19 protein-coding genes are annotated in these 16,493 nt (G+C 54.4%); 14 read left to right on the plus strand and 5 right to left on the minus strand.

All coding sequences use genetic code 11. The features are described from left to right. Positions 1 to 8: 8 nt before the first annotated feature. From galU to def, 4 genes are all read left to right on the plus strand, one after another. Complete coding sequence (galU, locus tag ACZ5BW_RS03450; protein ID WP_464542552.1) at positions 9 to 893, plus strand: UTP--glucose-1-phosphate uridylyltransferase GalU; 885 nt, start codon at positions 9 to 11, stop codon at positions 891 to 893. Positions 894 to 956: 63 nt separating this feature from the next. Further along, a complete protein-coding gene (locus ACZ5BW_RS03455; RefSeq protein WP_464542554.1) occupies positions 957 to 1,502 on the plus strand; it encodes a hypoxanthine-guanine phosphoribosyltransferase in 546 nt (181 codons plus the stop codon). Between the two features lie 15 nt (positions 1,503 to 1,517). Beyond that, entirely contained in the window at positions 1,518 to 2,264 is a 747-nt protein-coding gene (locus tag ACZ5BW_RS03460) for an S-methyl-5'-thioinosine phosphorylase (RefSeq protein ID WP_464542556.1), read from the plus strand. After that, on the plus strand, positions 2,254 to 2,787 hold the full coding sequence (gene def / locus ACZ5BW_RS03465; protein WP_464542559.1) for a peptide deformylase: 534 nt from the start codon (positions 2,254 to 2,256) through the stop codon (positions 2,785 to 2,787). The genes ACZ5BW_RS03460 and def overlap by 11 nt, the downstream gene beginning before the upstream one ends. A gap of 55 nt (positions 2,788 to 2,842) precedes the next feature. On the opposite strand, the gene ACZ5BW_RS03470 is transcribed toward def, so the two are convergent. The 5 genes from ACZ5BW_RS03470 to ACZ5BW_RS03490 all read right to left on the minus strand — a co-directional run bounded on the left by ACZ5BW_RS03470 (position 2,843) and on the right by ACZ5BW_RS03490 (position 5,265). Beyond that, on the minus strand, positions 2,843 to 3,430 hold the full coding sequence (locus ACZ5BW_RS03470) for a shikimate kinase (RefSeq protein ID WP_464542561.1): 588 nt from the start codon (positions 3,428 to 3,430) through the stop codon (positions 2,843 to 2,845). A gap of 102 nt (positions 3,431 to 3,532) precedes the next feature. Then, positions 3,533 to 3,823: an EF-hand domain-containing protein gene (locus ACZ5BW_RS03475; protein ID WP_464542563.1), complete on the minus strand. Its 291-nt coding sequence runs from the start codon at positions 3,821 to 3,823 to the stop codon at positions 3,533 to 3,535. A 272-nt stretch (positions 3,824 to 4,095) separates the two neighbouring features. Then, positions 4,096 to 4,443 (minus strand): hypothetical protein, encoded by a 348-nt coding sequence (locus tag ACZ5BW_RS03480; RefSeq protein ID WP_464542565.1) that lies wholly within the window; start codon positions 4,441 to 4,443, stop codon positions 4,096 to 4,098. Next, complete coding sequence (locus tag ACZ5BW_RS03485) at positions 4,440 to 4,808, minus strand: phage holin family protein (RefSeq protein ID WP_464542567.1); 369 nt, start codon at positions 4,806 to 4,808, stop codon at positions 4,440 to 4,442. Before ACZ5BW_RS03485 ends, ACZ5BW_RS03480 begins: the two co-directional genes overlap by 4 nt. A gap of 37 nt (positions 4,809 to 4,845) precedes the next feature. Beyond that, positions 4,846 to 5,265 carry a DUF883 family protein gene (locus tag ACZ5BW_RS03490; RefSeq protein ID WP_464542569.1) on the minus strand — a complete coding sequence of 140 codons (420 nt, stop codon included), beginning with the start codon at positions 5,263 to 5,265 and terminating at the stop codon, positions 4,846 to 4,848. Between the two features lie 509 nt (positions 5,266 to 5,774). On the opposite strand from ACZ5BW_RS03490, the gene rpsB reads away from it, so the two are divergent. The 10 genes from rpsB to ACZ5BW_RS03540 all read left to right on the plus strand — a co-directional run bounded on the left by rpsB (position 5,775) and on the right by ACZ5BW_RS03540 (position 16,415). Then, on the plus strand, positions 5,775 to 6,536 hold the full coding sequence (gene rpsB, locus ACZ5BW_RS03495) for a 30S ribosomal protein S2 (protein ID WP_464542571.1): 762 nt from the start codon (positions 5,775 to 5,777) through the stop codon (positions 6,534 to 6,536). Positions 6,537 to 6,618: 82 nt separating this feature from the next. After that, positions 6,619 to 7,527, plus strand: a complete 909-nt coding sequence (gene tsf, locus ACZ5BW_RS03500) for a translation elongation factor Ts (RefSeq protein ID WP_464542573.1) — start codon at positions 6,619 to 6,621, stop codon at positions 7,525 to 7,527. Positions 7,528 to 7,543: 16 nt separating this feature from the next. Then, positions 7,544 to 8,260 carry a UMP kinase gene (pyrH, locus tag ACZ5BW_RS03505; protein ID WP_464542575.1) on the plus strand — a complete coding sequence of 239 codons (717 nt, stop codon included), beginning with the start codon at positions 7,544 to 7,546 and terminating at the stop codon, positions 8,258 to 8,260. Between the two features lie 135 nt (positions 8,261 to 8,395). Continuing rightward, a complete protein-coding gene (gene frr, locus ACZ5BW_RS03510; protein WP_464542577.1) occupies positions 8,396 to 8,953 on the plus strand; it encodes a ribosome recycling factor in 558 nt (185 codons plus the stop codon). Positions 8,954 to 9,068: 115 nt separating this feature from the next. Further along, entirely contained in the window at positions 9,069 to 9,866 is a 798-nt protein-coding gene (gene uppS / locus ACZ5BW_RS03515; protein ID WP_464542579.1) for a polyprenyl diphosphate synthase, read from the plus strand. 44 nt (positions 9,867 to 9,910) lie between these two features. After that, positions 9,911 to 10,723, plus strand: coding sequence for a phosphatidate cytidylyltransferase (locus tag ACZ5BW_RS03520; RefSeq protein WP_464542581.1), 813 nt, complete (start codon positions 9,911 to 9,913; stop codon positions 10,721 to 10,723). Positions 10,724 to 10,725: 2 nt separating this feature from the next. Beyond that, the gene (gene ispC, locus ACZ5BW_RS03525; protein ID WP_464542583.1) at positions 10,726 to 11,913 is read left to right on the plus strand and encodes a 1-deoxy-D-xylulose-5-phosphate reductoisomerase; all 1,188 of its coding nucleotides are present in this window, start codon (positions 10,726 to 10,728) and stop codon (positions 11,911 to 11,913) included. 306 nt (positions 11,914 to 12,219) lie between these two features. Further along, positions 12,220 to 13,587: an RIP metalloprotease RseP gene (gene rseP / locus ACZ5BW_RS03530; protein ID WP_464542585.1), complete on the plus strand. Its 1,368-nt coding sequence runs from the start codon at positions 12,220 to 12,222 to the stop codon at positions 13,585 to 13,587. A 3-nt stretch (positions 13,588 to 13,590) separates the two neighbouring features. Further along, positions 13,591 to 15,873: an outer membrane protein assembly factor BamA gene (bamA, locus tag ACZ5BW_RS03535; RefSeq protein WP_464542587.1), complete on the plus strand. Its 2,283-nt coding sequence runs from the start codon at positions 13,591 to 13,593 to the stop codon at positions 15,871 to 15,873. 14 nt (positions 15,874 to 15,887) lie between these two features. Then, positions 15,888 to 16,415 carry an OmpH/Skp family outer membrane protein gene (locus tag ACZ5BW_RS03540; protein ID WP_464542589.1) on the plus strand — a complete coding sequence of 176 codons (528 nt, stop codon included), beginning with the start codon at positions 15,888 to 15,890 and terminating at the stop codon, positions 16,413 to 16,415. The last annotated feature ends 78 nt before the right edge of the window (positions 16,416 to 16,493 follow it).

The raw sequence follows: 16,493 nt of genomic DNA on the forward strand, positions 1-16,493 counted from the left end.
GTGGGTTAATGCCGAAAATACGTAAAGCAGTTTTTCCGGTGGCAGGAATGGGCACTCGTTTTCTCCCCGCGACGAAGGCAAATCCCAAGGAAATGATGCCTATTGTAGACAAGCCGCTGATTCAGTACGCGGTTGAAGAAGCGATCGCAGCGGGTATCACGGAGATGATTTTCATAACCGGCCGTCACAAGCGCGCCATCGAAGACCATTTCGACAAAGCGTACGAAATGGAAAGTGAATTGGAGGCACGTGGCAAAAATGAAACGCTGGAAATGCTGCGCAGCATCCTGCCCAAGAACATTCATTGCATTTACATCCGGCAATCGGAAGCACTCGGGTTAGGGCACGCTATCCTTTGCGCGCGTCCCGCGGTAGGAAATGATCCTTTTGCCGTGCTGCTGGCAGACGACTTGCTCGTGGGAGATGAGCCGATCATGCGGCAGCTGGGCAAGGTTTACGAGGAGAACGGCTGTTCGATTCTGGCCGTACAGAATGTCGAGCCTGAAGACACCATGAATTATGGCATTGTGAAATGCGGACCTGGAATGAACGGCTTGCATCCCATTACCGGCATCGTGGAAAAACCCGATCCGAAGAATGCTCCCTCTACCTTGGGCGTCGTCGGACGCTATATTTTGACCCCGAAAATCTTCGAGCACCTGGAAAGGGTGCAACCGGGTGCCGGCGGGGAGATTCAATTGACCGATGGAATCGCCTCGCTTCTGCGGGAAGAGCGGGCGCTGGCATACGAATTCCGCGGAACGCGTTACGATTGCGGGAGCAAGATAGGATACCTCAAGGCAACGATTGCGCTGGCGCTCCAGCATCCGGAGGTCGGGCGTGAGTTTGCGGCGTATCTCGACGCCAGATGCATCGGGCATACCAGCGTCTAGCCATCCATCCGCTGTCCGATCGAATTTTTCCTGTTCCTTATTCTTCATCAGGTTACCCGGCCGATGCTCCCATACGAGGATGCACAGAAAATTCTGAGAGAAGCAGAGCAGATACTTCCTGCTGATGCTGTCGTGGAAACCGTCAGACGTATGGCAGCCGATATTACGGCTGTTCTGGCGCATCGGTATCCTCTGGTGCTGAGCATCATGGGGGGCGCGGTCGTGTTTACCGGGCAACTGCTTCCCCTGCTGGAATTCCCGCTTAATTTCGATTATCTTCATGTCAGCCGTTACGCTGACCAGACGCGCGGTGGCGCGATCGACTGGAAAGTCTCACCGGGCGAGAATGTGCAAGACCGGGTCGTACTGGTGGTGGATGATATCCTTGATCAGGGAATTACGCTCGCCGCCATACGTGAATGGGTGATGAGCCGCGGCGCCGCGGCATTTTACAGCGCCGTTTTTGCCGAAAAGGATATTGCCAGTCCCAAGCCGATCAGTGCGGATTTTGTAGGTCTTGTGGTGCCGAACCGCTACGTCTTCGGCTTCGGCATGGATATATATGGGGCATGGCGAAATTTGCCCGCCATCTATGCCTTGAAAGAGTGAGGTAAAATCCAGAATATGCTTGCAATTATTGGCGGGACCGGAATGGCCCAGCTTGAGTGTCTTGAAATTTCCCATCAGAAAGTTGTAACGACCCCTTATGGGGAACCATCAGGTCCTCTGACTTTTGGCAAGATACGCAACAATACGGTTGTTTTTCTGGCACGTCATGGATATGGCCATACGATTCCCCCTCACGAGGTGAATTACCGCGCCAATCTGTGGGCATTGCAGTCGGTGAATCTGACGAGGGTGATAGCGGTTGCTTCGGTAGGTGGAATCCGTCCTGATCTCGCGCCGGGCACGGTGGTGATTCCCAACCAGATCATCGACTATACCCACAGTCGCAAGTATACCTATTACGATGGCAAGGAACGGTCAGTGACCTACATTGATTTCACCGAGCCCTACTGTCCTTTGACCCGCAAGCGTCTCCTGGAAGCAGCAGAGCGTGCCGGCGAAAAGGTGCTTGACGGAGGGGTTTATGGGGCGACCCAGGGGCCGCGACTCGAAACTGCGGCTGAAATCAACCGGCTGGAGCGGGATGGGGTTGACATGGTTGGAATGACGGGTATGCCCGAGGCCGCCCTTGCCAAGGAGTTGGGCCTGTGCTACGCAACCATGGCTGTGGTCGCAAATTATGCGGCCGGCCGTAAAAGCAGTGCTCATCTCATCCGTCTGAATGAGGCGCATGCAGTTCTGGAAAAAACGATGGTCAGGGTCAGAAATATTCTCGAATGGGTGGTGACGCTCGATGCCGATTAAGCCCGTCCTCAAAATGGGCGATCCCCGCTTACTGGAAGTGGCTCGGAAGGTGGAGAATTTCAGCGCGCCTGAGTTCGAAGCATTGCTTCGAGACATGCATGATACGATGGAGGCGTTGGAGGGTGCTGGCCTGGCTGCGCCGCAGATCGGAATCAGCCTACAGGTTGTCATTTTCGGGGTGAAGCATAATCCGCGCTATCCGGATGCGGAGGAGGTACCCTACACGGTGTTGGTAAATCCGGTACTGACCCCTCTCACGGAATATATGGAGCAGGATTGGGAAGGCTGCCTGAGTGTTCCCGGCCTGCGCGGGATGGTCCCCCGGTATGCCGGAATACGTTATGAGGGTTCGGACCAATATGGTAACCGCATAGACCGGACGGTGGAGGGATTTCACGCCCGGGTGGTGCAACACGAATGCGATCACTTGCAGGGGATTCTCTACCCGATGCGTATTACCGATTTTCGCACATTCGGTTTTACCGATGTGCTGTTCCCGGACAGACCGCCCTTAGCCGAATAGCGGTTTTCCAATCGGCGGAAGGGAAACGAACAGAACCTTCCAGCCGGTTTTTATTTTATCCGGTGCGGGATGAGATCGTCAGCTGTTGTGCCAGCGATTGAGCCAGATGCCGAGGGCTTCGTTTCCCGCTCTCAACCACGATATGCGCCGTTTCCCGATATAACGGATCGCGCTGCACAAACAGTTCAGCCAGTCTTGCGCGGGGGTCGGGAGTTTGCAGCAGCGGACGGTTCTTGTCATGCCGCGTGCGGCGCCACAAGTCGTCAATGGATGCTCGCAGGTATATCACGGTGCCGCCGTGCTTCAGCATCGTCCGGTTTAATCCACTCAATACGGCTCCGCCTCCCGTCGCCAGAATGATATTTCTTGCATTCATGAGTTCGGACAGTATCTCGGTCTCGCGCCTGCGAAAGCCGGCTTCCCCTTCGATCTCGAAGATCGTGGGAATGCTGACACCCGTTCGTTTCTGTATTTCCCGATCCGAGTCGTAAAAGGTTTTTTCCAGGAAATGGGAGAGGAGCCTTCCCACCGTCGTTTTTCCGGCGCCCATCATCCCGACCAGGAAGATGTTTCCGGTGGCCGTGCGGGCGTCAGCCTCCCCTTTCGCATCAACTGCGGGAGCAACTGCATCTGTTGAAATCATCGGGAGAATTGTAGCGGAAATACAAGTTTTGCACCTATTCCACCGCCTCGAGTTTTCAATACTCCGCCCGATTTTTCACAGGGAATATCAAAAGACCGCTGCTCACTTCTCCCGCATAGGAGGCACTTTGGTGAACTCATTCCTGTTCAGTCTGCCATCCCGGTCGATATCAAGACTGTGGAAAACCTGGGGGGACATTTTCTGCACCGCAGCCTCCTTCATGGTTATGTACCCATCCTCATCGGTGTCGTACAGTTCCCAGGGCGGCGTGACAACCTCGGGCGCATTCGGTTTTCGTTCCGCGGAAACCTCCGCGAGGACCAGTGCCGGAAGGCCGAAAGCAGCGATGATCAACGCGATGTCAATACTTCCTGATATGTAGCGATTTTTCAAGTCAACTCCACTGAATTGCGGTTGTGGTTGCGATTGCACGCAGGGGAGGCGGAGGGAGCAGAAAACCCCGCGCGACCGTATGGATTGGGATTGTCTCGCCTAATTCATCAGAAAGTAAATGATGATTAAAACAAACGCAGGCACACCCAGAAGCCAGGCAATAAAATATTTCCCCATCATAATTCTCCCGAGAAAACTGGAAAACCTTCCTCCATGACCAATTTTTCCTGTGCTTTTTAAATGACGTGCTTCTATTACTTCCACACTCGAAGTTACATCCGCCCGCGGGAATTCAGCGACCTTATCACCGCCGGCAGAACCTCACGCATCACCAGCGTTCTCGCGCTGCTGCCCAGGACGCCAGAGGACAGGGCAATCCCGCTTTTTACCGCTTTGCTCAACGATCTGGATGGTACTGCGGACAACACGACTAACAGACCCAGTGAGATAGAGTAGGGGTGGCGCGCTATGAACCTGAATGTCCGGCTGCGCGGAAAAACATCGTCGCCCGTCGCCTGCGTCCGCTCATCCTCATGTCCATATCTGGATCGATATTCCCTGCGGGTGGCGTTCATCCGCTCCAACAGCGCCTTTTTTTCATATTCCAGCGAGGTGCTCATACAATATCCTTCATCAGCTTGATATCCTGCTGTAGTTCATCACGCACGGTATCAAAAGCTGAAACAGAATCTGTCTGACCGGGGGTTGTGAAATAAACTACAAAGGCAGTCAAGGCATAGAAAGCGGCAATCCCCCAAGCTGAGACCACGCGATAGGGGGTGTCCCAGAAAGTAACGATCACAGCAACTCCTGCGAACACCAGACTCAAGACGGAGAGAAACGCTATCACGACGTAGCCGATCAATCGTCGCTTGAAATTCTTCCCCTGAATCTCCACGGATATTTTTACCAGCTCAAGGTATTCGCTGAGGCGTTCCAGGATAAGAGCGCCAATTTCTTTCGCTTTTTTAATGGTCTCAAACATGGCGGTTCATCTCGGGTTAAGTAGCGGAACGCGTAGCTTAACGACGGGCCAGCAACAGGCCAATTATCAGGCCGATCCCGGCCGCGTAGCCAACCGATTGAAGAGGGTGTTCACGTATACACTCCTTCGAGCACTCGACGGCATAGTCGAATTGCTCGTGGGCGTCCTCCGCCAGGTCGTGGGCAGCCTCGCGAGTGTCAGCAATTTTTGCCATAAGTTTTTCCTTGGCTTCTTCCAGGTCAACGTCTGACAGATTGGGAATGCGGGAAATGAGATCATCCAGGTCAGCTCTCAGTTTTGCAAATTCGTCTCTTGCCACCGATCCGACTTCCTGACCTGCCGATTTCGCTGCGTGGCCTACACGCCGGGCGGCATCGCCCGCATGCTGAGTCATATTCTCCGCAGCTTCCCGAGTATCGCTCGCTGCATTCTCATTCTTTGAGGTATCCTGTGCCATGTTCTTCTCCTTTTCCTTTTAATTGGTTTCATTGAAAGATAGGCGGTACTTGTTCAGTACGCGTCAGGTGCCAGTTTCCGGCAGTTGCAGATGCCGGTCTGTTCGTTGACACACATAGCACATCCGTAGGTTCCAATCCGCAGATTCCCATCAGTTCCCCTCCGCGAGCGGGGTGCTCCTCCTGTGAATAGTGGGGACCACTGTATCCGTACCTGGCGTTGCACAAGTTCAATTGAGTGAATCAATTCAGGAATGGTATAATCTATAGTTAACTCGGCCTCGCCCGGTTTGCAGAGTCCTGTTGCCATTTTTTCCGCGGGTACTGCTTCGCGCCGCTACAGTTGCTGCGGTAGCGTTCATTGCTGCATCCAGATGGGACGGCCAGGTTAAACGTCGTAAACGTCGATTGTCGGTTCAAATTCACACATCTGCCTGTTTCGAAAAGGGTGCTCTGCATTGAAGGGGAGCGACTATGGCGGATGGAGGCTCAACCCTAAAGGAGAAATTTTATGTCAGTAACGATGCGGCAAATGCTGGAGGCGGGAGTTCATTTCGGACATCAGACCCGCTTCTGGAATCCCAGGATGGCGCCCTATATTTTTGGCCACCGCAACAAGATACACATCATCAATCTGGAAAAAACGCTGGTAATGTACCAGGAAGCGATGAATTACGTGCGTCAGCTGGCGGCCAACAAGGGTACGATTTTATTTGTCGGAACCAAGCGCCAGGCACGGGACATCGTGCACGAGGAAGCGATGCGCTGCGGCTCGCCTTTCGTCGACCAACGCTGGCTCGGTGGAATGCTCACCAACTTCAAGACGATCAAGCAATCCGTTAAAAGACTCCATGATATGGAAACGATGATGGAGGATGGAACGCTCGACAAGCTTTCCAAGAAAGAAGCATTGGATCTGCAGCGCGAACTGGAAAAACTCAATCGCAGTCTGGGAGGCATCAAGGACATGAAGAGCCTGCCGGATGCCATGTTCGTCATTGATGTCGGTTATCAGAAAGGGGCAATTACCGAGGCCAGGAAGCTCGGTATCCCTATTGTCGGTGTCGTGGACAGCAACCATAGTCCGGTCGACGTGGATTATGTCATTCCCGGAAACGACGATTCCAGCCAGGCAATTCGCCTTTATGCCCGCGGTGTCGCGGACGCTATTCTGGAGGGCCGAAATCAGGCCATCCAGGAAATTGTACAGGGTGTACAGGGCGATTTCGAGGAAGCGGATGAGGCAGTAGCCGGCGAACAGGATAAGGGATAAATTTCGTCGGAGTGGGGCACATGAATCCGTGCCGGAGCGCGCACATCCAGCGCTTCTTTTTTGAAAATTATCTGGAGCGAATATGGCGGAAATCACCGCACAAATGGTGAAGGAACTGCGCGAGATGACGGGTCTCGGCATGATGGAGTGTAAGAAGGCCTTGACTGAAACCGGTGGAGACATGAAAGCCGCAGAAGACCTTCTGCGGATCAAGAGTGGCGCCAAGGCGAGCAAGGCAGCCGGACGGACTGCAGCGGAAGGGATGGTGGCGGCTCATATCGCACGTGACGGCAGGAGCGGTGCGCTGGTGGAAGTTAACTGCGAAACCGATTTTGTCGCAAGGAATGAGGACTTCATCAGCTTTGCGCATAGTCTTGCAGAATTGCTGACAACGGAAAGCGTAGCGGACAACGAGGCGCTCGCAAACGCCAGGTTGGCAAACGGTGAAAGTGTGGAGGAGCTGCGGAAAGCGCTCGTAATGAGGCTGGGCGAGAATATCAGCATACGCCGTTTTGCGCGCCATCAGGTGGCCGGTTCGCAGGATCGTCTTGCATCCTATCTGCACGGCGCAAAAATAGGAGTCATGGTCGATTATACGGGTGGCGATCAGGCCCTGGGCAAGGACCTCGCGATGCATATCGCCGCCAGCAAGCCGGTATGCGTGTCAAGCGAACAGGTCTCTCCGGAGCTGCTGGAGCGTGAACGCCAGATATATACCGCCCAGGCAGCGGAGAGCGGGAAGCCGGCCGATATCGTTGCGCGCATGGTCGATGGCCGTATTGCCAAATATCTCGCCGAGATAACGCTTCTGGGGCAACCGTTTGTCAAAAATCCGGATCAGACGGTGAAACAGCTGCTCGCAGAAAAATCCGCCCAGGTCAACGGTTTTACCTTGTATATCGTTGGGGAAGGGATAGAAAAGAAATCTGGCGATTTTGCTGCCGAAGTCATGGCGCAAGTGGGTCAGGCCAACCAGGAAAAAGCTTCTTAGCCCGGCCGGATTGCTCATGACCTTACCCGCTTATAAGCGCATCCTGCTGAAGCTCTCGGGCGAAGCTCTCATGGGTGACGATAGTTATGGCATCAACCGGGATGTAATCGAGCGAATCGTGGCCGAGATAGCCGAAGTGAATCAGATGGGTGTCGAGGTTGCGGTAGTGATAGGCGGTGGCAACATTTTCCGGGGGATGACCTCCGCCGCGGAAGGCATGGACCGAGCGACCGCGGACTATATGGGGATGCTGGCTACCGTCATGAATGCGCTGGCGTTGCAGGATGCGATGCGGCGGGCGGGCCTGGTGAGCAGGGTGCAATCCGCCCTGCGCATCGATCAGGTAGTGGAACCGTATATCCGGGGCAAGGCAATACGCTACCTGGAGGCAGGCAAGGTGGTCATTTTTGCCGCCGGCACCGGTAATCCATTTTTTACGACCGATACAGCGGCGGCTCTGCGGGGAATGGAGATGAACGTGGATATCGTGCTCAAGGCCACCAAGGTCGATGGCGTATATACCACCGATCCCAAGGTAAACCCGGATGCAGAACGCTACCAGAGACTGTCGTTCGATACAGCCATTGCCGAGAATCTCAAGGTAATGGACGCGACGGCGCTGACGTTGTGCCGCGACCAGAAGCTTCCGCTCAAAGTCTTCAGTATCTTCAAGGCGGGAGCGTTGAAACGGGTAGTCATGGGTGAAGAAGAGGGTACGTTGGTGGAGGTCTGAGTGCTTTCTGGCTACCCTCGCTATCTGGCCGCACTATAGAGCGCCACAGCTTGAATTGTCGGCATCGTGCTGCGGCATGGGTGCCGAAACCAGGATGGCCTTGGGCTATAATCATTTACGTCATTTCTAACTATCATGATTGCCGAGATAAAAAAATCCGCCGAGCAGAAAATGCAGAAAAGCCTGGAAGCATTGAAACTGGATCTGGGCAAGATACGAACCGGGCGCGCCCATACGGGTCTGCTGGATCACGTCACCGTGGATTATTACGGGAATCCGACAGCAATCAACCAGGTGGCAAGCATCAACCTTGCGGATGCCCGCACTATTACCGTAGCGCCATGGGAAAAGAAAATGCTGGGTGCGATAGAAAAAGCTATCCGCAATTCAGACCTGGGGTTGAATCCTGCAACCGTAGGCGAATTGATCCGCGTACCCATGCCGCCGCTCACCGAGGAACGGAGGCGTGATCTCACCAAGGTGGTAAAGCATGAGGGTGAAGCTGCGCGCGTGGCAATGCGAAACATTCGCCGGGACGCAAATGCGCATCTGAAGGACCTGCTCAAGGAAAAAAAGATTGCCGAGGATGAAGAACGCCGGGGGCAGGATGATATCCAAAAACTTACCGATCGCTATATCGCGGAAATAGACAAGCTCCTCCAGGCCAAAGAAGCCGAGTTGATGGCCGTATAAATGGAGTAATATTGCGGGAAGTGAAAGCAGATGTCTTCGCTTGCCTGTTCCGGAATAGCCGCACCTGAAATAAAAATACCTTCGATTTCAATTTTGAATCTCAACCGTATTCTCCATGCCAGCCATCATCAGTTCGACCCGGGAAATACCTGAAACTGGCGAAGTACCCCGGCACGTCGCCATCATCATGGATGGCAATGGACGTTGGGCAAAAAACCGGTTCATGCCGCGTATGGCAGGCCACAAGCGTGGGGTGGAGACAGTACGCTCCGCAATCCGGTCCTGCATGGAGCGGGGTGTCAAATACCTGACATTATTTGCCTTCAGCAGCGAAAATTGGCGCAGGCCACCTGAGGAAGTCGCGTTCCTGATGCAGTTGTTCATAAGCGTCCTGGAGCAGGAGGTGTCCAAGCTGCATGAGAACGGTATCCGCTTCAAGGTAATCGGAGATCTATCGAGATTCGAACCGAAGATCGTCGAGTTCATACGCAACGGCGAGGCGCTCACGGCTGCCAATGAACGGTTTACGCTTACTATTGCGGCCAATTACGGCGGACGGTGGGATATCATGCAGGCTGTTCGAAAAATGCTTACCGAATGTCCCCACCTGGCGACGACTTTCGATGAAAAAGACCTGATGCAGTATTTTGCCCTCAACCATGCGCCGGAACCCGATCTATTCATTCGTACGGGAGGCGAAAAGCGCATCAGCAACTTCCTTCTCTGGCAACTGGCATACACCGAGCTCTATTTTACCGACACGTTATGGCCGGATTTTGATACGCGCGCCCTGGATCTCGCCATCCAGTCTTATCAGCAACGCGAGCGCCGATTTGGACGAACCAGCGAGCAGCTTCAGGCGGCATCATCCTTGCGTGGGGGCAGAGAAGTCGCCGAGAAAGCGACGGCATAGCTTCCACACGTTCCGATCCGTGCTTTTTACTGACCGTCTCAACTATGCTCCGGGCACGGATTCTTACCGCCGTCATTATGTTATCCGCCTTTCTGGCGGCGTTATTCTATCTATCTCCCATCTTCTGGATGGCGTTACTGCTTGCGCTGACAACCGCCGGCTCGCTGGAATGGACCCGGCTTGCCAGGTTCTCTCTCAACCATACCATCGCTTATCTTTTATTGACGGTACTGCTGGCAGGCGAGCTCCTGTTTGTATTGAGCGGCGCAGTTGCTGTTGATCCCTATACGCCCTTATTCCTGGGGGTTTACGTTGCATCGCTGATATTCTGGATCTTCGGCGCGACGATTTTCCTGAAATCAAAGCGTCCTGTCGGGAGTGCCGTCCTGCTCGCGTTTATCGGCTGGCTGGTACTGCTGCCGACTTGTCTTGCGTTATACCAGCTGCGCGCAATCGATCCGCTCCTCCTGCTCGGGTTCATGGGCGCCATCTGGCTATCCGATACAGCCGCATATTTTTCCGGGCGCACCTGGGGAAAAAACAAACTCGCGCCGAGCATCAGTCCCGGTAAAACCTGGGAGGGTGTGGGTGGAGCGCTTGTTGCGGTACTGGTTTACGCGCTTATCTGGAGTTACGGCGAGGACGCAATTCCCGCCACGTTATTGATCCCGCTGCTGCTGCTTCTTGCCGCGCTGGGAATCGTGGGCGATTTATTTGAATCGCTGATGAAGCGTCACGCCGGACTCAAGGACAGTGGCGCTATTTTGCCGGGCCACGGTGGTATACTTGACAGGATCGATGCACTGACTTCAACCCTGCCCATTGCGGCTTTGGCACTTCTCCTGCTACATACCTGATCATGATCGCTGTTCGTCATCTCACCATTCTGGGTTCCACAGGAAGCATCGGCGTAAGCACGCTGGACGTAGTGGCGCGCCATCCCGACAGGTTTCGCGTCGTGGCCCTTACCGCGAACAAGAGCGTCCAGAAAATTCTGGAACAATGCCGGCGCTTCGAGCCGCGCTATGCGGTGCTGCTGGATGAGGCCAGCGCGGAACGGCTGCGGGTGGAAATCCGTGGAGCAGGACTTGCCACTGAAGTGCTTTGGGGGGTGGATTCGCTGGAAAAGGTCGCTTCACTGCCGGACGTGGATACAGTGATGGCAGCGATCGTGGGTGCGGCCGGGATACGTCCCACATTTGCAGCGGCTGTGACCGGCAAGCGGGTATTGCTTGCCAATAAGGAAACAATGGTGATGGCGGGACGCATATTCACGGACGTGGTCAAGGAAAATCACGCCACGCTGCTCCCGATTGATAGCGAACACAATGCCATTTTCCAGTCCCTGCCGCAGCACTTCAGCGGCGATCTGCGTGCAGTGGGCGTGCGCCGTATTTTGCTGACCGCATCTGGCGGGCCCTTTCGCCAGATGCCGCTGGCCGCACTGGAAAATGTAACACCCGGACAGGCATGTGCTCATCCCAATTGGGTAATGGGGCAGAAGATTTCGGTCGATTCCGCTACCATGATGAACAAGGGACTCGAAGTCATCGAAGCGCACTGGTTGTTCGAAGCATCGCCCGAGCAAATAGAGGTCGTCATTCACCCGCAGAGCATCATTCATTCCATGGTCGAGTATGTGGATGGTTCAGTATTGGCACAACTGGGCAATCCTGATATGCGTACGCCCATTGCCCATGCACTTGGCTTCCCTGAACGGATCGAGACTGGAGTCAACCCTCTGGATATGTTCAAGGTCGCCCGGCTGGATTTCGAGGCCCCCGATTTTGAACGCTTTCCCTGCCTGCGGCTGGCATATCAGGCGCTGGCAAGCGGGGGAAGCGCGCCGGCTGTGCTGAACGCTGCCAATGAAGTGGCAGTGGATTCCTTTCTCAAATGTCTAATGCCATTTACGGCCATTCCCGCCATGATCGAGGATGTCATGCAGACAATTGGCCGCCGGGACGTTGCGACTCTGGATGATGTGCTGGCGGCAGACGGCATGGCGCGCGAAGCGGCCCAAGAATGGTTGACGTGTCTGGCGTAAAGTGTCGCAATCATTGGTCTTTCCGGCAGGTCGGACAACGGTTTATCCACTCCTTCTGAGGAAAGCTTCTCATTCATCCAGGGGACTCGGACATTCGGCTGGTTCCGGTAGCGCTTATGCAGGCGCTGTGGCAGATGTGAGCCTGCGGAGCGTCGGATCCGTTTGCGGGAACAGCTTTACTAGTTCTGCGGGTTGCGCAAGCCCCATCAATCCCAATTGCGGCTTCCATTTCAGCCATGCGAAGATGGAAGACTTCTTTTACTTCCCCGTATCAGAGAGTCTGCCGGAACGGAGATCTGCAGAAGCATGACATTCCTTTTCACCCTTGCCGCTTTCGTCGTCGCTCTCGGCCTGCTGATCGTGTTTCACGAATTCGGCCATTACCTCATCGCCCGCTGGTGTGGAGTAAAAGTGTTGCGTTTCTCCATCGGTTTTGGTCGCCCGCTGATGCGGAAGAGGGTGGGAAAAGACCAGACCGAATGGGTTATCGCAGCCTTTCCTCTTGGCGGCTATGTGAAGATGCTCGATGAACGTGAAGGAACGGTTGCGCCGGAGGAGTTGCCACGCTCATTCAACCGCAAGCCGGTTTCGCAGCGGTTTGCTATTGTCGCAGCCGGACCGGCCGCGAATTTTCTGCTGGCGATCGTCCTTTACTGGCTGCTGTTCATGCTGGGCATCAATGCGATGAAGCCTGTTCTTGGACCTGTTGCTCCCGCAACCCCGGCGGCATTTGCCGGCTTCGAGAAGGGCGACATTCTGAGGCGAATCGAGGGCGAACCGGTGGAAACCTGGCAGGATGCGCGCTGGCTGCTATTGTCCCATGCCGTGGAACGGCCTCCTTCACTTGCCGTGGAAGTGACTGACATCCATGGTCAGACCGGGCTTCGGAAGCTGGATTTGAGCAGCATCCAGGCGGATGATCTGGATGCGGAGTTTTTGAAGAAAATCGGCCTCAGCAGTTATCAGCCCGAGGTTAAACCCGTCATTTCGCAGGTTATACCCGATAGTGCCGGAAGCCGCGCGGGCTTGCTGCCGGGCGATGAGGTTCTGGCAGTAAACGGGCGGAAAGTTTCCCTGTGGCAAGACCTGGTGCAACAGGTGCGAGACAGGCCGGGATCATCGCTCATGCTGGAAATCCGGCGTGACGGTGCCGTGATCGACAAGGAGGTTATTCCCGACAGTGTCACAGAGAATGGAGAAAAAATCGGGAAAATTGGAATTGCGCCGCGGATTGATTCCGATGAGATCGAAAAGCTGTTGATCGAAGTGCGCTATCCCTTGAGCACCGCTTTTGCCAAGGCGATAACCAAAACCTGGGAAACTTCGAAGTTCACCTTGCAAATGTTCGGAAAAATGCTGGCAGGTGAGGTGTCCTGGAAGAATGTAAGTGGCCCCATCACTATTGCCGACTATGCAGGAAAATCTGCCCAGATGGGTCTTTCGCCTTATCTGGGTTTTCTCGCCCTGATCAGTGTCAGTTTGGGGGTATTGAACCTGCTGCCCATTCCCATATTGGATGGAGGGCATTTAATGTATTATGTCATCGAAATCGTCAAGGGCAGTCCGCTCTCCGCGAAAGCGATGGAAATCGGTCAGCAGGTGGGGATGGCACTTTTGTTTGCCCTGATGGCTTTTGCCATTTATAACGACATAAACCGCCTCATCCCCGGTTAGAGCATGAAAGTCAGGTATCTGGTCGCGCTTGTTTCTGCCTTGTGCGCTTCGGTTTCGTGGGCACGTGAGCCCTTCGAAGTCAAGGACATCCGGGTGGAAGGCATACAACGCACCGAGGCCGGAACCGTGTTCAGTTACCTGCCGGTGAAGGTCGGGGATGTGCTCGACGATGAAAAGGCTGCGGCAGCGATCAAGGCACTGTATGCCACCGGTTTTTTCAAGGATGTGCGGCTCGAATCCGAGAACGGTGTCCTGATCGTAGTGATAGAGGAACGGCCGGCGATTGCTCAGATCAACATTGTCGGCGCCAAGGAGTTTGAGAAAGACAAGCTCAAGGAGGGGCTGAAACAGGCAGGCCTGGCGGAATCCCGTATTTTCGATCGCTCGACGCTGGAAAAGGCCGAACAGGAACTCAAGCAGCAATATATGGCACGCGGCAAATATGCCGTAAAAATCACTACGACCACAACTCCGCTTGAACGAAACCGCGTGGGCATTACTTTCCATGTGGACGAAGGCAGGACCGCCAAGATTCGCAAGATCAATATCGTCGGAAATAAAGCTTTCAAGGAAAAGGATCTGTTGAGCGCATTCTCGCTGCGGACCCCTGGCCTTTTGACCTGGCTCACCAAGGAAGACCAGTATTCCAAGCAGAAGCTCGGCGGCGATCTCGAATCGCTTCGTTCCTATTACCTCAATCGCGGCTACCTCGAATTCAGCATAGAATCGACGCAGGTATCGATCACACCCGACATGCAGGATATTTACATTACGGTAAATATCATCGAGGGTCCTAAATATGATGTTTCCGAAATCAAGCTTGCCGGTGAACTGCTGGTTCCGGAAGAGGAGCTGCGCCAGCTCATAAAACTCTCGGCGGGAGATACGTTTTCCCGCGAGAAACTGACGGAGTCCATCAAGCTCATCACCGACCGGCTCGGGGACGACGGCTACGCATTCGCCAATGTCAACGCCTCTCCCCAGCTGGACAAGGAAAAGCAGCAGGTGGCGTTCACTTTTTTTATCGATCCCGGCCGTCGCGTCTATGTCAGGCGCATCAATATTACCGGCAACTCCCGAACCCGGGATGAAGTGATACGGCGGGAAATGCGCCAGTTCGAAGGAGGCTGGTATTCGACCAGCAAGATAAACCGCTCCAAGACGCGGGTCGACAGATTGAATTACTTTACCGCCGTCAATGTTGAAACCCCGGCGGTTCCCGGTACCACGGACCAGATCGACGTGAATGTCGAAGTCAAGGAAAAGCCGACGGGCGCCGTGATGTTCGGTGCGGGCTATTCCAACATGGAGGGGCTGATACTGAGCGCGTCTGTTGCGCAGGACAACATATTCGGCACCGGCAAGTTCGTCAATCTCATGGTGAATACCGGTAGCGTCAACAAGACCTATTCATTGTCCTATACCGACCCCTATTTCACCAAGGATGGTGTCACGGCAGGACTCGATCTCTATAAGCGCGTGCTCAATACGCGTACCCTGTCCTCCGTGATGAACTTCAATACCGACACACTGGGCGCAGGTCTGCGTTTCGGCATTCCCATCAACGAAAATGACAGCATCCTGGGGGGGCTGGGAGCGGAACAAACCACGATCGATCTTGGGGCTGACAGTCCGCAGCGTAATATCGATTTCGTGAATAAATTCGGGCGAACTACGCTCAACATACCTGCAACACTCAGCTGGAGGCGGGATGGTCGTGACAGTGCAATCTGGACAACTTCGGGAACCACGCAGCGCGTGTTCGCCGAGGTGGGCATGCCGGGAGGAGACCTCACTTATTACAAATTGAGTTATGACCTTCGCTGGTATTTCCCCATCACCGAGATATTTACGCTGATGCTGAATGGAGAACTCGGATATGGGGATGGTTATTTCGGTAAAGAGCTTCCCTTTTTCAAGAATTTCTTCGCGGGTGGCAATACCTCTGTGCGGGGTTACAACATCAGTTCGCTTGGTCCCAGGGACGCAACCAACAGAACCCTGGGAGGTAACAAACGTGCGGTAGGTAATATCGAGGTTCTGTTTCCGATGCCCGGCATGAGAAATGACCGCACTGTACGCCTGAGCGCATTTCTGGATGGCGGCACGGTCTGGGGGCCTGGCGGAGTAAGACCGGAGCAGGAGGGCTTGCGTTATTCTGCCGGTATCGCTGTTACCTGGATATCCCCTATGGGACCGCTCAAAATCAGCGTGGCCCAGCCCTTGAACAGTCAGCCCGGTGACAACATACAGCGTTTTCAGTTTCAGTTTGGGCAACAATTCTAGATCCGGAGATAAAATTGAAACACAAGATACTGGGACGAACTTTAATCGCGATAACGTGCATTCTCGTCGCATCTATCTACGGGACCGCAAGTGTGCTGGCAGAAGATATCAAGATCGGCGTTGTCGACACGGAACGCGTTCTGGCTGAATCTGCACCCGCCGTCAGAGCGCTTAGAAAAATCGAAAGGGAATTCCTCCCGCGGGACCAGGAGCTCAAGAAACTCGCGATACAGGCGAAGGAGCTTCAGGATTTGCTGGAAAAAGAAGGAAAGCGCATGCCAGAAGCGGAACGCCGCAGCAAGGAGCGCGATCTGGCTGCGCTTAACCGGGAATACCAGCGCGGGCAACGGCAGATGCGCGAAGATCTGAGCCTGCGCCAGAACGATGAGGTTGCGGCACTTCAGTTGACCGCCACCAAGGCCATTCAAATCATTGCCGAGACCGAGAAATACGACCTCATATTGCCCCTGCGCGATCTCGTCTATCGGAGCCCGCGAATCGATATTACTGACAAGGTACTCAAAGCGCTGGCCGACAAGTAGCTCGTCGGGCAGGTGCAACGGGCAAGTCCTCTGATCATCCTTTATTCACTTCTTATCAAGAACCCGGGAAAACATCGC

The organism is Nitrosospira sp. TNL300, from assembly GCF_055385915.1.

What these genes read in the sequence shown, in the direction of transcription:
- pyrH (WP_464542575.1), top strand. Translation starts at nt 7,544, where the DNA reads ATGACCTTACCCGCTTATAAGCGCATCCTGCTGAAGCTCTCGGGCGAA.
- ACZ5BW_RS03480 (WP_464542565.1), bottom strand. Translation starts at nt 4,443, where the DNA reads ATGAGCACCTCGCTGGAATATGAAAAAAAGGCGCTGTTGGAGCGGATG.
- ACZ5BW_RS03490 (WP_464542569.1), bottom strand. Translation starts at nt 5,265, where the DNA reads ATGGCACAGGATACCTCAAAGAATGAGAATGCAGCGAGCGATACTCGG.
- rseP (WP_464542585.1), top strand. Translation starts at nt 12,220, where the DNA reads ATGACATTCCTTTTCACCCTTGCCGCTTTCGTCGTCGCTCTCGGCCTG.
- ACZ5BW_RS03485 (WP_464542567.1), bottom strand. Translation starts at nt 4,808, where the DNA reads ATGTTTGAGACCATTAAAAAAGCGAAAGAAATTGGCGCTCTTATCCTG.
- ACZ5BW_RS03460 (WP_464542556.1), top strand. Translation starts at nt 1,518, where the DNA reads ATGCTTGCAATTATTGGCGGGACCGGAATGGCCCAGCTTGAGTGTCTT.
- uppS (WP_464542579.1), top strand. Translation starts at nt 9,069, where the DNA reads ATGCCAGCCATCATCAGTTCGACCCGGGAAATACCTGAAACTGGCGAA.
- frr (WP_464542577.1), top strand. Translation starts at nt 8,396, where the DNA reads ATGATTGCCGAGATAAAAAAATCCGCCGAGCAGAAAATGCAGAAAAGC.
- ACZ5BW_RS03455 (WP_464542554.1), top strand. Translation starts at nt 957, where the DNA reads ATGCTCCCATACGAGGATGCACAGAAAATTCTGAGAGAAGCAGAGCAG.
- ACZ5BW_RS03520 (WP_464542581.1), top strand. Translation starts at nt 9,911, where the DNA reads ATGCTCCGGGCACGGATTCTTACCGCCGTCATTATGTTATCCGCCTTT.
- tsf (WP_464542573.1), top strand. Translation starts at nt 6,619, where the DNA reads ATGGCGGAAATCACCGCACAAATGGTGAAGGAACTGCGCGAGATGACG.
- rpsB (WP_464542571.1), top strand. Translation starts at nt 5,775, where the DNA reads ATGTCAGTAACGATGCGGCAAATGCTGGAGGCGGGAGTTCATTTCGGA.
- bamA (WP_464542587.1), top strand. Translation starts at nt 13,591, where the DNA reads ATGAAAGTCAGGTATCTGGTCGCGCTTGTTTCTGCCTTGTGCGCTTCG.
- ispC (WP_464542583.1), top strand. Translation starts at nt 10,726, where the DNA reads ATGATCGCTGTTCGTCATCTCACCATTCTGGGTTCCACAGGAAGCATC.
- def (WP_464542559.1), top strand. Translation starts at nt 2,254, where the DNA reads ATGCCGATTAAGCCCGTCCTCAAAATGGGCGATCCCCGCTTACTGGAA.
- galU (WP_464542552.1), top strand. Translation starts at nt 9, where the DNA reads ATGCCGAAAATACGTAAAGCAGTTTTTCCGGTGGCAGGAATGGGCACT.
- ACZ5BW_RS03470 (WP_464542561.1), bottom strand. Translation starts at nt 3,430, where the DNA reads ATGATTTCAACAGATGCAGTTGCTCCCGCAGTTGATGCGAAAGGGGAG.